This is a genomic window from Vibrio sinaloensis, assembly GCF_023195835.1.
GTDB classification, from domain to species: domain Bacteria; phylum Pseudomonadota; class Gammaproteobacteria; order Enterobacterales; family Vibrionaceae; genus Vibrio; species Vibrio sinaloensis_C.
The window spans coordinates 578,259-591,704 of the sequence record NZ_CP096199.1; the positions used below are offsets into that span (position 1 = coordinate 578,259).

General features: G+C 47.8%; 11 protein-coding genes. 10 read left to right on the top strand and 1 reads right to left on the bottom strand.

Annotated elements, in window-relative coordinates; all coding sequences use genetic code 11:
- The first annotated feature begins 12 nt into the window (after nucleotides 1-12).
- The 7 genes from ftsW to lpxC all read left to right on the top strand — a co-directional run bounded on the left by ftsW (nucleotide 13) and on the right by lpxC (nucleotide 8,216).
- The gene (ftsW, locus tag MTO69_RS02705) at nucleotides 13-1,203 is read left to right on the top strand and encodes a cell division protein FtsW (RefSeq protein WP_248330899.1); all 1,191 of its coding nucleotides are present in this window, start codon (nucleotides 13-15) and stop codon (nucleotides 1,201-1,203) included.
- Nucleotides 1,190-2,251, top strand: a complete 1,062-nt coding sequence (gene murG, locus MTO69_RS02710; protein WP_248330901.1) for an undecaprenyldiphospho-muramoylpentapeptide beta-N-acetylglucosaminyltransferase — start codon at nucleotides 1,190-1,192, stop codon at nucleotides 2,249-2,251. The genes ftsW and murG overlap by 14 nt, the downstream gene beginning before the upstream one ends.
- Before the next feature lie 11 nt (nucleotides 2,252-2,262).
- Nucleotides 2,263-3,723 carry a UDP-N-acetylmuramate--L-alanine ligase gene (gene murC, locus MTO69_RS02715; protein ID WP_248330903.1) on the top strand — a complete coding sequence of 487 codons (1,461 nt, stop codon included), beginning with the start codon at nucleotides 2,263-2,265 and terminating at the stop codon, nucleotides 3,721-3,723.
- 184 nt (nucleotides 3,724-3,907) lie between these two features.
- Complete coding sequence (locus MTO69_RS02720) at nucleotides 3,908-4,690, top strand: cell division protein FtsQ/DivIB (protein ID WP_248330905.1); 783 nt, start codon at nucleotides 3,908-3,910, stop codon at nucleotides 4,688-4,690.
- Nucleotides 4,683-5,945 (top strand): cell division protein FtsA, encoded by a 1,263-nt coding sequence (ftsA, locus tag MTO69_RS02725; RefSeq protein ID WP_248330907.1) that lies wholly within the window; start codon nucleotides 4,683-4,685, stop codon nucleotides 5,943-5,945. The genes MTO69_RS02720 and ftsA overlap by 8 nt, the downstream gene beginning before the upstream one ends.
- A 30-nt stretch (nucleotides 5,946-5,975) precedes the next feature.
- The gene (gene ftsZ, locus MTO69_RS02730; RefSeq protein ID WP_248330909.1) at nucleotides 5,976-7,202 is read left to right on the top strand and encodes a cell division protein FtsZ; all 1,227 of its coding nucleotides are present in this window, start codon (nucleotides 5,976-5,978) and stop codon (nucleotides 7,200-7,202) included.
- 96 nt (nucleotides 7,203-7,298) lie between these two features.
- On the top strand, nucleotides 7,299-8,216 hold the full coding sequence (gene lpxC / locus MTO69_RS02735) for a UDP-3-O-acyl-N-acetylglucosamine deacetylase (RefSeq protein WP_248330911.1): 918 nt from the start codon (nucleotides 7,299-7,301) through the stop codon (nucleotides 8,214-8,216).
- 49 nt (nucleotides 8,217-8,265) lie between these two features.
- Here lpxC and MTO69_RS02740 read toward each other — a convergent pair whose 3' ends face one another.
- The gene (locus MTO69_RS02740; protein ID WP_248330913.1) at nucleotides 8,266-8,715 is read right to left on the bottom strand and encodes a DUF721 domain-containing protein; all 450 of its coding nucleotides are present in this window, start codon (nucleotides 8,713-8,715) and stop codon (nucleotides 8,266-8,268) included.
- 319 nt (nucleotides 8,716-9,034) lie between these two features.
- On the opposite strand from MTO69_RS02740, the gene secA reads away from it, so the two are divergent.
- The 3 genes from secA (at nucleotide 9,035) to dapB (ending at nucleotide 13,300) form a co-directional block, all read left to right on the top strand.
- On the top strand, nucleotides 9,035-11,761 hold the full coding sequence (gene secA, locus MTO69_RS02745; protein WP_248330915.1) for a preprotein translocase subunit SecA: 2,727 nt from the start codon (nucleotides 9,035-9,037) through the stop codon (nucleotides 11,759-11,761).
- Nucleotides 11,762-12,001: 240 nt separating this feature from the next.
- A complete protein-coding gene (mutT, locus tag MTO69_RS02750; protein WP_248330917.1) occupies nucleotides 12,002-12,400 on the top strand; it encodes an 8-oxo-dGTP diphosphatase MutT in 399 nt (132 codons plus the stop codon).
- A gap of 90 nt (nucleotides 12,401-12,490) precedes the next feature.
- Nucleotides 12,491-13,300, top strand: coding sequence for a 4-hydroxy-tetrahydrodipicolinate reductase (gene dapB, locus MTO69_RS02755; RefSeq protein ID WP_248330919.1), 810 nt, complete (start codon nucleotides 12,491-12,493; stop codon nucleotides 13,298-13,300).
- The last annotated feature ends 146 nt before the right edge of the window (nucleotides 13,301-13,446 follow it).

A 13,446-nucleotide genomic window follows, 5' to 3' on the forward strand; every position in this document is an offset into this window, starting at 1 on the left:
ACATAAGGAACTATGCAGATTCGAAACGTTTTCGCCAGTATCAAGCGCTGGGTGACCGCAGCGTCACCAGAGGTTCTGTATGACCGTCAACTGGTGTGGATCTCGCTCGGCTTGATGCTTACCGGACTGGTCATGGTGACTTCAGCGTCGTTTCCGATTAGTTCCCGCTTAACCGATCAACCTTTCCACTTTATGTTTCGTCATGCCATCTTTTTGGTGCTGGCGATGTCTGTGTCGGTGGCGATCTTACAAATTCCACTCAAACGCTGGTTACAGTTCAGTACTTGGTTGCTGTTGCTGTCGATCTTGCTGTTGATTGTGGTGTTAGTCGCAGGTAAATCCGTCAACGGGGCGTCGCGTTGGATACCTTTGGGCCTGTTTAATTTGCAGCCTGCCGAGGTCGCCAAGTTATCGCTGTTCATCTTTATGTCCGGTTACTTGGTACGGAAAAGTGAAGAAGTCCGCTCAAGCTTCTTCGGTGGCTTTATTAAGCCGATCATTGTCTTTGCGACGTTAGCAAGCTTACTCCTGCTTCAGCCCGATCTTGGAACGGTTATCGTGATGTTGGTGACCTTGTTCGGCATGCTGTTTATTGCCGGCGCCAAATTAACCCAGTTTTTAGCCTTGATGGTGGTGGGGCTGATGGCAGTGGCGACCCTCATCTACATCGAACCATACCGGATGCGGCGGGTCACTTCATTCATGGACCCATGGGAAGACCCTTTTGGTAGCGGTTATCAATTAACTCAGTCGTTAATGGCATTTGGTCGCGGCGAGTGGTTTGGTCAAGGGTTAGGCAACTCGATTCAAAAACTTGAATACTTACCAGAGGCGCACACCGACTTTGTGTTTGCGGTGCTGGCAGAAGAGCTCGGCTATGTTGGGGTCATACTGGTATTGATGTTGATATTCAGTCTGGTACTCAAAGCGATTTTTATTGGCCGCAAAGCGTTTGAAGGTGGACAGCTTTTCGGTGGTTACTTGGCATTTGGTATCGGCATTTGGTTTGCGTTCCAGTCGTTAGTGAACGTTGGCGCGGCGGCGGGTATGGTGCCGACCAAAGGGTTGACACTGCCCCTGATTAGCTACGGTGGTTCAAGTTTGATAGTGATGTCGGTAGCGGTATCTATATTGCTCCGCATCGACCATGAATGCCGCCTCGCGAATGCGGCAGAGAAGAAACAGACAGATGAAACAGAATAAACGATTGATGGTAATGGCCGGAGGGACGGGCGGTCATGTATTCCCTGGTCTTGCGGTTGCCAAACAACTGCAATCACACGGGTGGGAAATCCGTTGGCTTGGCACCGCCGACCGAATGGAAGCGGATTTAGTCCCCAAGCATGGTATAGATATCGACTTTATCAAGGTAAAAGGTCTACGAGGTCAAGGCATTGGTCGACTGATTAAAGCACCATGGCAGATTATCAATGCAATTTATCAAGCAAGAGCTCACATGAAACGTTGGCAGCCCGATGCCGTACTTGGCATGGGCGGTTATGTCAGTGGCCCTGGTGGAATCGCTGCTTGGTCGCTAGGAATTCCAGTTGTGCTGCATGAGCAAAATGCGGTCGCTGGATTAACCAATCAGTGGTTATCAAAAATCGCACGTAAGGTTTTTCAGGCCTTCCCTGGCGCTTTTCCAACCGCAGCTGTGGTTGGTAACCCGGTGCGTGAAGACGTGGTCGCGATTGAACCGCCTGCCACTCGGATGGCGCAGCGTAGCGGAGATATTCGGATTTTGGTCATGGGCGGTAGCCAAGGGGCACAGATTTTAAATCGTACCTTGCCTCAAGTTATGGCTCAATTAGGCCAAGGCTACCAAATTCGCCATCAAGCGGGGAAAAACAACCAGCAACAGGTGGCCGATGCCTATAGGCAGTATCAAGTTAGCAACGCAGAAACCGTCGAGTTTATTGATGACGTCGCAGACGCCTATCAGTGGGCGGATCTGTTGGTCTGCCGTTCGGGCGCTCTTACCGTCTCTGAGGTCTCAGCGGCAGGTATAGGCGCGATCTTTATTCCGTTCATGCACAAAGATAGGCAGCAAGCGCTGAATGCTGATCATCTTGTTGCTTGCGGCGCTGCCAAGATGATTGAGCAGGCGGATTTAACGGTAGAAGCGCTTAGAGATGAAATTCAAGCTCTAGACCGCGCAACTCTACTCAGCATGGCAGAAAAAGCACGCTCGGCGGCGAAACTAGACGCAGACAAAGTCGTGGCTCAGGCGATTATTACTCTGACCCAGTAACGAGAAGATTTATGACAGTTCAACACAGACAAGATTTAGCTCAGATTCGAGCCATAGTACCTGAAATGCGTCGGGTAAAATGTATCCACTTTATTGGAATTGGTGGTGCAGGTATGAGTGGTATTGCCGAAGTACTGCTTAACGAAGGTTACCAGATCTCGGGTTCGGACATTGCCGAAAACCCAGTCACACAGCGTTTGAAAGAGAAAGGCGCCAAAGTGTACATCGGCCATGCTCGAGAAAACGTCGCTCAAGCGAGCGTTGTAGTGGTCTCAACCGCAATCAACGAAGAGAACCCAGAGGTTATCGCTGCCCGGGCTGCTCGCACTCCGGTGGTACGTCGAGCCGAAATGTTGGCTGAGCTGATGCGTTTTCGTCATGGTATTGCAGTAGCGGGGACTCATGGTAAAACTACTACCACGGCGTTGGTGACGCAGATTTACTCTGAAGCGGGTCTCGATCCTACCTTTGTCAACGGTGGTCTGGTTAAGAGCGCGGGAACCAATGCACGTTTGGGTTCGAGCCGAATTTTGATCGCGGAAGCGGACGAAAGTGATGCCTCATTCTTACACCTTCAGCCGATGGTGAGCATAGTCACTAACATCGAAGCGGATCACATGGACACCTATGGTGGCGACTTTGAAACGCTAAAGCAGACCTTTATCGACTTTCTACACAATTTGCCGTTTTACGGTCAGGCGATTGTTTGTGTCGATGATCCCGTGGTGCGTGAACTGATCCCCAATATCAGTCGCCAAGTGATCACCTACGGTTTCTCCTCTGACGCGGATGTACGAATCGATAATTACCGCCAAGAGGGGCAACAAGGCAAGTTTACCGTGATCCGTAACGGCAAAGCGGATCTTGATATAACGTTAAACATCCCAGGTCGACATAATGCGCTCAATGCTTCCGCGGCGATAGCAGTGGCCACTGAAGATGATATCGATGACGATGCGATTTTGCGTGCGATGGCAGGAACCCAAGGCACAGGGCGCCGTTTTGACCATCTAGGCGAGTTTGACACTGGCAACGGCACAGCGATGCTCGTGGATGATTACGGCCACCATCCAACGGAGGTCGATGTCACTATTCAAGCTGCGCGCAACGGATGGCAAGAGAAGCGTTTAGTGATGATCTTCCAGCCTCATCGTTATAGCCGAACGCGCGATCTGTATGACGATTTCGCTAACGTACTGGAACAAGTGGATGTGTTGATCATGCTTGATGTGTATGCGGCGGGAGAAAAGCCGATCGCTGGTGCTGACGGTCGATCTTTGTGTCGCACGATTCGCAGTCGTGGAAAGCTTGACCCTATTTTTGTCCCAGATAGCAAATCTTTACCTGCTGTACTCGCCAATGTTTTACAAGATGGTGACTTGGTGCTTACTCAAGGCGCGGGCGATGTCGGTAAAGTGGCTAAACAGCTCGCCACTTTTGAGTTAAATATCGATAAGATGACCAAGGCGTAATTCAAACTTGGATTTTTAGCAGCTTGCGTCACTTATTGCACTTTAAGTACAGATTTCTCACTTTCAGTGTTTGATACTTTGAGTGACGCCAGTATAATCCGAAGGTTAAAGTAAGTGCTTTTGCCTCTGTTTTTATGAGACGGAATAGGGAAAATAAGCGAGCTAACAGCAAGGACTATGGACTTTGATTAAAAGTGCTTTTAATGAAAGCCGTCGTATTACTTCTGCACCACGAGTAAAACAGCACGTCGTTGGCGGTGGCTTTTTGCTGGTGGTTTTATTGTTAATAGGCTCTCTCCTCTATTCCACCATCTCCTGGATGTGGGATGACCAACGTCTTCCTCTTTCTAAAATCGTGCTGCAAGGTGAGTTACATTATGTGTCCGCACTCGACGTCCAACGCGCGTTCGCGCAATTGGGGCATGTCGGTACTTTTATGTCGCAAGACGTGGACGCATTGCAGCAGGTGGCGGAATCAATCCCGTGGGTTTCTCATGCATCGATTCGTAAACAGTGGCCAGACACCGTCAAAGTGTTTTTAACTGAGCATCAAGCTCAAGCTATTTGGAATGGCAACGCACTACTTAACGACCAAGGTCAGATCTTTGATGGTGACATTGGCAAACTGGATCAAGAGCGGGTCAAACTGTATGGACCTGCCGATACCAATCAAGAGGTACTCAACGTTTGGCGTGACATTAGTCCCAAGTTTACCACGTTGAACTTAACCATTACCTCTTTGGTATTAAACGACCGCCGAGCTTGGCAGATCATTCTCGATAATGGTATTCGTCTCGAGTTAGGTAAAGAGTCGTTGCAAGAGCGCATCGAAAGATTTGTGTCTCTCTATAAGAATTTGGGTAGTGACACTCAGCGAGTGAGCTACATCGACCTCAGGTATGATACAGGTGCCGCCATTGGTTGGTTCCCTGAACAAGAGTTAGAACAAGAGAATACAGATGACTAAGACCGCGGATGACAGCATTATTGTTGGTCTTGATATAGGCACTGCAACCGTATCGGCTCTCGTAGGTGAAGTATTGCCTGATGGTCAAATCAACATCATTGGTGCAGGCAGTAGCCCTTCCCGAGGCATGGATAAGGGCGGCGTGAATGATTTAGAATCCGTTGTAAAGTCGGTACAGCGCGCGGTTGATCAAGCCGAGTTGATGGCTGAGTGCGATATTACCAACGTGTTTATTTCGCTCTCGGGCAAGCACATTGCTAGCCGTATCGAAAAGGGGATGGGAACCATTTCGGATGAAGAGGTTTCTCAAGAAGACATGGATCGTGCGATTCATACTGCCAAATCGATCAAGATTGGTGATGAGCAGCGCATTCTACATGTTATCCCTCAAGAATTTACAATTGATTACCAGGAAGGGATTAAAAATCCGCTAGGTTTATCAGGAGTGCGCATGGAAGTGAGTGTGCACTTGATCTCTTGCCACAATGATATGGCAAGAAATATCATCAAAGCGGTGGAGCGTTGTGGGCTTAAAGTAGAGCACCTCGTTTATTCCGGTTTAGCGGCAAGTAACGCCGTCATTACTGAAGACGAACGTGAACTCGGTGTTTGTGTCGTTGATATCGGTGCTGGTACGATGGACGTTTCTATCTGGACCGGTGGCGCACTGCGTCATACCGAAGTGTTCTCTTATGCGGGGAATGCGGTGACCAGTGATATTGCTTTTGCTTTTGGCACGCCGGTGAGTGATGCTGAAGAGATTAAAGTGAAATACGGCTGCGCCTTAAGTGAGTTAGTCAGTAAAGATGATACGGTTAACGTTCCGAGTGTTGGTGGGCGTCCTTCGCGCAGTTTGCAAAGACAAACGCTGTCGGAGGTGATAGAGCCTCGTTATACTGAACTCATGGGACTGGTTAACCAAACTATCGATACCGTACAAGAAAAACTGCGAGAAGAGGGGATTAAACACCATCTTGCCGCGGGTGTGGTGCTTACTGGTGGAGCAGCACAAATTGAAGGATTGGTAGAGTGTGCGGAGCGAGTATTCCGCAACCAAGTTAGAGTCGGCAAGCCACTTGAGGTTAGCGGTCTAACAGATTACGTCAAAGAGCCGTATCATTCTACGGCAGTTGGTTTACTTCATTATGCGAGAGATGCAAAAATAAATGATGAAACTGAGTATAACGAGCCTGCTCGTAGCTCTGTAACGAGTTTATTTGGTCGCTTGCGTAATTGGATACAAAAAGAGTTTTAACCTGAGCAGCAGGAAAAACGGAGATAACACATGTTTGAACCGATGATGGAAATGTCTGACGATGCAGTAATTAAAGTCGTTGGGGTTGGTGGCGGTGGCGGTAACGCCGTTGAACACATGGTACGTGAATCCATCGAAGGTGTTGAGTTCATTAGTATTAATACTGATGCGCAGGCACTTCGTAAAACCAGCGTGAATAGCGTTATTCAGATTGGTGGCGATATCACTAAAGGACTTGGTGCAGGTGCAAACCCTCAAGTTGGCCGTGACGCAGCTCTCGAAGATCGCGATCGCATTAAAGAAGAGCTGAGTGGTGCCGATATGGTATTTATCGCAGCTGGTATGGGTGGTGGTACTGGTACAGGTGCAGCCCCAGTGATTGCAGAAGTAGCAAGAGAACTGAACATCTTGACTGTTGCTGTAGTAACTAAACCATTTAGCTTTGAAGGTAAAAAGCGTTTAGCTTTTGCTGAGCAGGGTATTGAAGAGCTCTCAAAACATGTGGACTCGTTAATTACGATTCCTAATGAGAAGCTACTTAAAGTACTTGGCCGTGGTATTACACTACTTGAAGCCTTTGCGAGTGCGAACGATGTATTAAAGAATGCAGTACAAGGTATTGCTGAACTGATTACTCGTCCGGGCATGATTAACGTCGACTTTGCGGATGTACGCACTGTGATGTCGGAAATGGGTCATGCCATGATGGGTAGCGGTGTTGCTAAAGGTGAAGATCGCGCTGAAGAAGCGGCAGAGATGGCGATTTCTAGCCCGCTTCTTGAAGATATTGATCTTGCTGGTGCTCGTGGTGTGTTAGTCAACATCACTGCAGGTCTAGACATGCGTTTGGACGAGTTTGAAACTGTAGGTAACACAGTGAAAGCTTTTGCATCAGACAACGCGACCGTTGTTATCGGTACCTCATTAGATCCAGATATGGCTGATGAAATCCGTGTAACAGTTGTTGCTACCGGAATTGGTAACGAGAAGAAACCTGATATTACGCTAGTTGCGGGTGGCAAAGCGAAAGTTGCGCCAGTTGCCCAGCCACAAACTCAACCACAAACGGCTGCTCAGCAGAGCGTCAATAAAGTGGAAGAAAAACCGGCATCAACTTTGCAAGAGAAACCTCAGGTTACTCCTCAGCCAACGACAACACCGTCGAGCTCAGGTGCCGGCCAAAGTGCAGCACCAAAAGCCGATAAAGAGAGCGGTTATCTCGATATTCCTGCGTTCTTGCGTCGTCAAGCTGACTAATAGCTACAATTTGACACTGTTCAATTTTGTGGTAGCATGCACGGTCAATATCGCCTATTGACCGTGATATGTAGCACTTTTACTGAGGCAAAGCAGATGATCAGACAACGTACTCTGAAAGAAATGGTGAAAACAACTGGTGTGGGTCTCCACTCTGGTCGTAAAGTCACGCTTACTCTTCGCCCAGCTGCTGCAAACACAGGTATTATCTATCGTCGTACCGACGTCAATCCGCCAGTTGATTTTCCTGCGGATCCTGAGTCTGTTCGCGATACTATGTTGTGTACCGCACTGGTCAACGATGCAGGCGTACGTATTTCTACTGTTGAGCACTTAAATGCCGCATTAGCAGGGATGGGAATCGATAACATCGTGGTTGAAGTGGATGCGCCAGAAATTCCGATTATGGATGGTAGCGCGAGTCCATTTGTTTTCCTATTGCAACAAGCTGGTATCGAAGAGCAAAACGCACCAAAACGTTTCATTCGCATTAAAAAGCCTGTGCGTTTTGAAGATGAAGATAAGTGGGCCGAGTTCGTTCCTTTCGATGGTTTCCGTATGGATTTCGAAATCGAATTCAACCACCCGGCGATTGAATCGGATGAGCAGCACTTGCGTTTTGACTTCTCGTCTCAAGGTTTTGTCAAAGAGATCTCTCGTGCACGTACCTTCGGTTTTATGCGTGATATCGAGTATTTACAGTCGCAGAACTTGTGTCTAGGCGGTAGCTTCGATTGCGCTATCGTACTTGATGAGTACCGCATCCTTAACGAGGAAGGCCTTCGTTTTGACAATGAGTTTGTCACTCACAAAGTGCTCGATGCGATTGGCGACTTATACATGTGCGGCCATCCAATCATTGGTGAGTTCCGCGCCTTTAAATCTGGTCACGGTTTGAATAACCAGCTGCTACGTTCTGTTCTTGCCGATCAAGAAGCGTGGGAGTGGGTAACCTTCGAAGAAGAAGAGACCTCACCAGTCGCGTTTGCTGAACCGAGTATGATTATTGCGTAACCTAGAGTAAGTTATTGAAAAGCCAGACAGATGTCTGGCTTTTTTGATCCTAGCGTTTGGCCAATCTCGCCAAACTTTCTAAACGCGCTTTAACTTTTGGAGACGCACCACTGGCGATCATCTCTAGATATTGCGCCGCGGTGGCAGAGATAGGATCGCGCGGTTTGTTGGTTTGTTGGCGCTGCTGCTCAGCTCGATACAGTTCTGGGTTGATTTGGACAGAAACGGCAATCAGGCGTGCGAAACCTTGTGCTCGCAGCTGATTGAGAATATTGAGTCGCTCATAATCGATCTTCATTTTGATCGAAGCGCTGGCGACTTCGAGGATCAGTTGGTTGTCACGAAGGTTTGCCGCGCGGCAATGTTGTTCCGTGCCCCTGGGCAGGATCGAGCGCAACGCTTTGTTGATCATTAAGATCTCTTGTGCGTGTTGCTTGAGCTGTGACAATCTTGAATCGGCGATTATCTCATCGCCGAGCGTGGGGCGGTGATCTCTCATAATTGGCCTTTAGTCCGTTAACCTTGCTATTTTAGTCAATGGTTTGCGGCGAAGATAGAGCAAAGCTTGAATAAAGTTACCGCATATAGCTGTCAAAAATAAAGAGTGCTTCAAACAAATCGTCATGTTATTGGTTGTCGAGTGAAAAATTTCATAAACTAGGCGCCACTTATAGTAATGCAAGCCTTGAAATCTAGCGTTCTCATCTCAATATCTGAATAAAGTGATTTATCTCAGTATTCTTAGTTCAAAACTGTTAGAGACTGAAGGCATTAAAAGTAGATCGGGCCCGATCTGAATAAAGAGAGATTCATAGCAAATGATAACTAAGCTACTGACAAAGGTAATTGGCAGTCGCAATGACCGAACACTGCGCCGCCTGAGAAAAATTGTAAAAGAGATCAATAATTACGAACCGACGTTTGAAGCGCTTTCCGACGAAGAGCTAAAAGCAAAAACGGTCGAATTCCGTCAGCGTTTAGAACAGGGTGAAACTCTAGACAAACTTCTACCAGAAGCCTTCGCAACAGTACGTGAAGCCTCTAAGCGTGTGTACGGCATGCGTCACTTCGATGTTCAGCTCATCGGTGGTATGGTGTTAAATGCTGGTCAGATTGCAGAAATGCGTACCGGTGAAGGTAAAACGCTGACCGCTACCTTGCCTGCTTACCTCAATGCACTGCAAGGCGCCGTTCACGTTGTGACGGTGAACGACTACCTTGCTAAACGCGATGCAGAAACGAACCGTGTATTGTTTGAGTTCTTGGGCATGACTGTGGGCATCAACGTGCCGAACATGCCTCCACACGAAAAGAAAGCCGCTTACCAAGCGGATATCTTGTACGGAACCAACAACGAATTTGGTTTCGATTACCTGCGTGACAACATGGCATTCCGCGCTGAGGATCGCGTTCAGCGTGAGCGCTTCTTCGCGGTGGTCGATGAGGTGGACTCGATTCTTATCGATGAAGCGCGTACTCCACTTATCATTTCAGGCCCTGCCGAAGACAGCTCGGATCTCTACACGCGAATCAACACCCTTATTCCTCAGCTCAAGCAGCAAGATAAAGAAGACTCAGAAGAGTACCGTGGTGATGGCCACTACACTGTTGACGAGAAGTCTAAGCAAGTTTACTTGACTGAAACTGGTCAGGAATTTGTTGAAGAGTTGATGATCAAAAATGGCCTAATGGAAGAGGGTGATACTCTCTACTCGCCAACCAACATCAGTTTGCTGCACCATGTTAATGCCGCCCTTCGTGCTCATGTCCTGTTCGAGAAGAACGTTGATTACATTGTCAACGATGAAGGCGAAGTGGTGATTGTTGATGAACATACCGGCCGTACCATGCCTGGACGCCGTTGGTCTGAAGGTTTGCACCAAGCGGTGGAAGCCAAAGAAGGCGTGAAGATTCAGAATGAGAACCAGACTCTAGCTTCGATCACCTTCCAGAACTACTTCCGTCTGTACCAAAAACTATCAGGTATGACAGGTACTGCTGATACTGAAGCGTTTGAGTTCCAGTCGATCTATGGTTTGGAGACTGTGGTTATTCCAACTAACAAGCCGATGATCCGTAACGATATGCCAGATGTGGTGTACCGTACCGAAGCAGAAAAATTCAACGCGATTATTGAAGATATCAAAGAGCGTGTTGCCAAAGGCCAACCAACGCTGGTAGGTACTGTGTCGATCGAAAAATCGGAACTGCTATCTAACGCGCTGAAGAAAGCAAAAATTAAGCACAACGTATTGAACGCTAAGTTCCACGAACGTGAAGCAGAGATCGTCGCTCAAGCCGGTACTCCTGGAGCGGTAACCATCGCGACCAACATGGCTGGTCGTGGTACCGATATCGTATTGGGTGGCAGCTGGCAGACACAAGTTGAAGCGCTCGATAACCCAACTCAAGAGCAGATCGATGCGATCAAAGCTGAGTGGAAAGTGGTGCATGACCAAGTGCTAGAAGCTGGCGGTCTACACATTATCGGTACTGAGCGTCATGAATCGCGTCGTATCGACAACCAGCTACGTGGTCGTTCTGGCCGTCAAGGTGATGCCGGCTCTTCACGCTTTTACTTATCGATGGAAGATTCCTTACTGCGTATCTTTACTTCAGATCGTATGGCGAGCCTTATCCAAAGTGGTATGGATGAAGGTGAAGCGATTGAATCTAAAATGCTTTCTCGCTCCATTGAAAAAGCGCAGCGTAAAGTGGAAGGCCGTAACTTCGATATCCGTAAACAGCTACTTGAGTACGATGACGTGGCCAATGACCAACGTAAAGTGGTCTACGAGCTTCGCGATGAGCTAATGAGTGTGGATGACATTAGTGAGATGATTGATCACAACCGTCAAGATGTTTTGACCGCAGTGATTGACCAATACATCCCGCCACAATCGCTTGAAGATATGTGGGATGTTGAAGGGCTGCAAGAGCGCTTGAAAAACGACTTCGATATCGATGCGCCAGTCAAACAGTGGCTTGAAGAGGACGATAAACTTTACGAAGAAGCACTTCGAGAGAAGATCATCGACACCGCTGTAGCTGTATACAAACAGAAAGAAGAAGTTGTCGGCCCTAACGTGCTACGTAATTTCGAGAAATCGGTCATGCTGCAAACACTCGATACCCTGTGGAAAGAGCACCTTGCTGCAATGGATCACCTTCGTCAAGGTATCCACCTACGCGGTTACGCACAGAAGAACCCGAAACAAGAGTACAAGCGCGAGTCGTTTGAACTGTTTGAAGGTTTGTTGGAAGCATTGAAGTCCGATGTGATTACTATTTTGTCTAAAGTGCGAGTTCAGCAGCAAGAAGAAGTGGAACGCATGGAAGCACAGCGTCGAGCGCAAGCCGAAGAAGCCGCGCGCCGTGCTCAAGCTCAACATGCGAGTGCTGAAAATCCATTGGCTGAGGGTGAAGAGGCATCTGAGGGAGCTCAGCAACCTATGGTACGTGAAGAGCGTAAGGTTGGTCGAAATGAGCCTTGTCCTTGTGGCAGTGGTAAGAAGTACAAGCAGTGTCACGGCAAAATCGCATAAGGTTTGATGAATCGTTGCGGTAACATATGTCTGCTGCGTTGATGGTACTCACTTACTGACGTAAGCTCCGTGCCATCTCCTTGCATTCATAGCGTTACAGCTTAGCTTCATGCAAACTTATGAAACTAATTAAGAGTCGCTTAGGCGGCTCTTTTGCTATCTGAAGTTCCTAGAACTTAGCTACGAGTATCCAGAGCGGACGTTGTTCTAGGAACTAAGATCGATAACCAAGGAGTTTTTATGAAAAGAATTCATATCGTTGCGGGGATTATCTTTAACCAAGATAAGTCTCAAGTTTTTATTACCAAACGTCCGGATGACAAGCACAAAGGCGGCTTGTGGGAATTTCCCGGCGGTAAAGTGGAGCAAGGAGAAACTATCGAGCAGGCAATGATTCGCGAGTTGGAAGAAGAGATTGGCATCGTCACGACTGAGCAACAGACCTTTGAACATTTAGAGTTTGACTATGTGGATAAGGCGCTGAAGTTTGATTTTATTACTGTGACTCAGTTTGAAGGAGAACCCTATGGCAAGGAAGGTCAGCAAGGCCAATGGGTCGCGGTAAGCACGCTCAACGATTACCCATTTCCAGAAGCCAATGTCCCGATTGTTGAGCGAGTAATAAAAGAGTTTGCTTAACGTCTAGCAACCCCTCGTGAATGTTGATAGTTTAAAGGAACAACTTGGAATGGCTGCGATAGTGCAGAGACAGAAACGGAGAAAGAGGCAATGGTAAGAATTGCAGTTGCGGGTGCGGCAGGCCGAATGGGCCGTAACTTGGTTAAAGCAACTTATAATAATGAACACGCTCGAGTGGCAGCAGGCTCTGAACGCCCAGAATCTTCATTGGTTGGCGTTGATTTAGGTGAATTGTGTGGTGAAGGCAGATTTGACGTTGTTGTCACCGATGACCTTGCCAAAGAGATCGAGCAATTTGACGTCATTATTGACTTTACCGCACCAGCAAGCACGCTTACTAATCTTGAGTTATGTCGTCAGCATGGAAAAGCGATAGTGATTGGTACCACAGGTTTTTCCGATCAAGAGCGGGAAACCATAGAGGCCATCGCTCAAGAGATCCCAGTTGTTATGGCGCCAAACTATTCGGTGGGCGTCAACTTAGTCTTCAAATTGCTGGAAAAAGCGGCTCAGGTGATGGGCGATTACTGCGATATCGAGATTGTCGAGGCTCATCATAGATTTAAAGTCGATGCGCCGTCAGGGACGGCCATCGGTATGGGCGAAGCCATTGCCGGTGCGATGGGTAATAAACTCAATGACGTCGCCGTTTATGCTCGTGAAGGTATTACTGGCGAGCGTAGTAAAGATGAAATCGGCTTTGCGACCATTCGCGCTGGTGACATTATTGGTGAACACACTGCCATGTTTGCCGACATCGGAGAGCGTGTGGAGATCACTCATAAAGCGACGGATAGAATGACGTTTGCCAACGGTGCGGTGAAAGCGGCGGTCTGGTTGAACGCACAAGGCGCAGGCTTCTACACAATGACGGATGTGCTCGGTCTGAATGATTTGTAGTGGCAAAATGAATATTTAAATAATTATGCGCTGGGCTTGCCCGGCGTTTTTTATAGCCATCGTAAAAGTCACAATATTTTTCGCTGTATTGATAGCGGTTATTGATGAAAGATAAGTTATTTTTTATTGTGCTATGGCTGTTAATT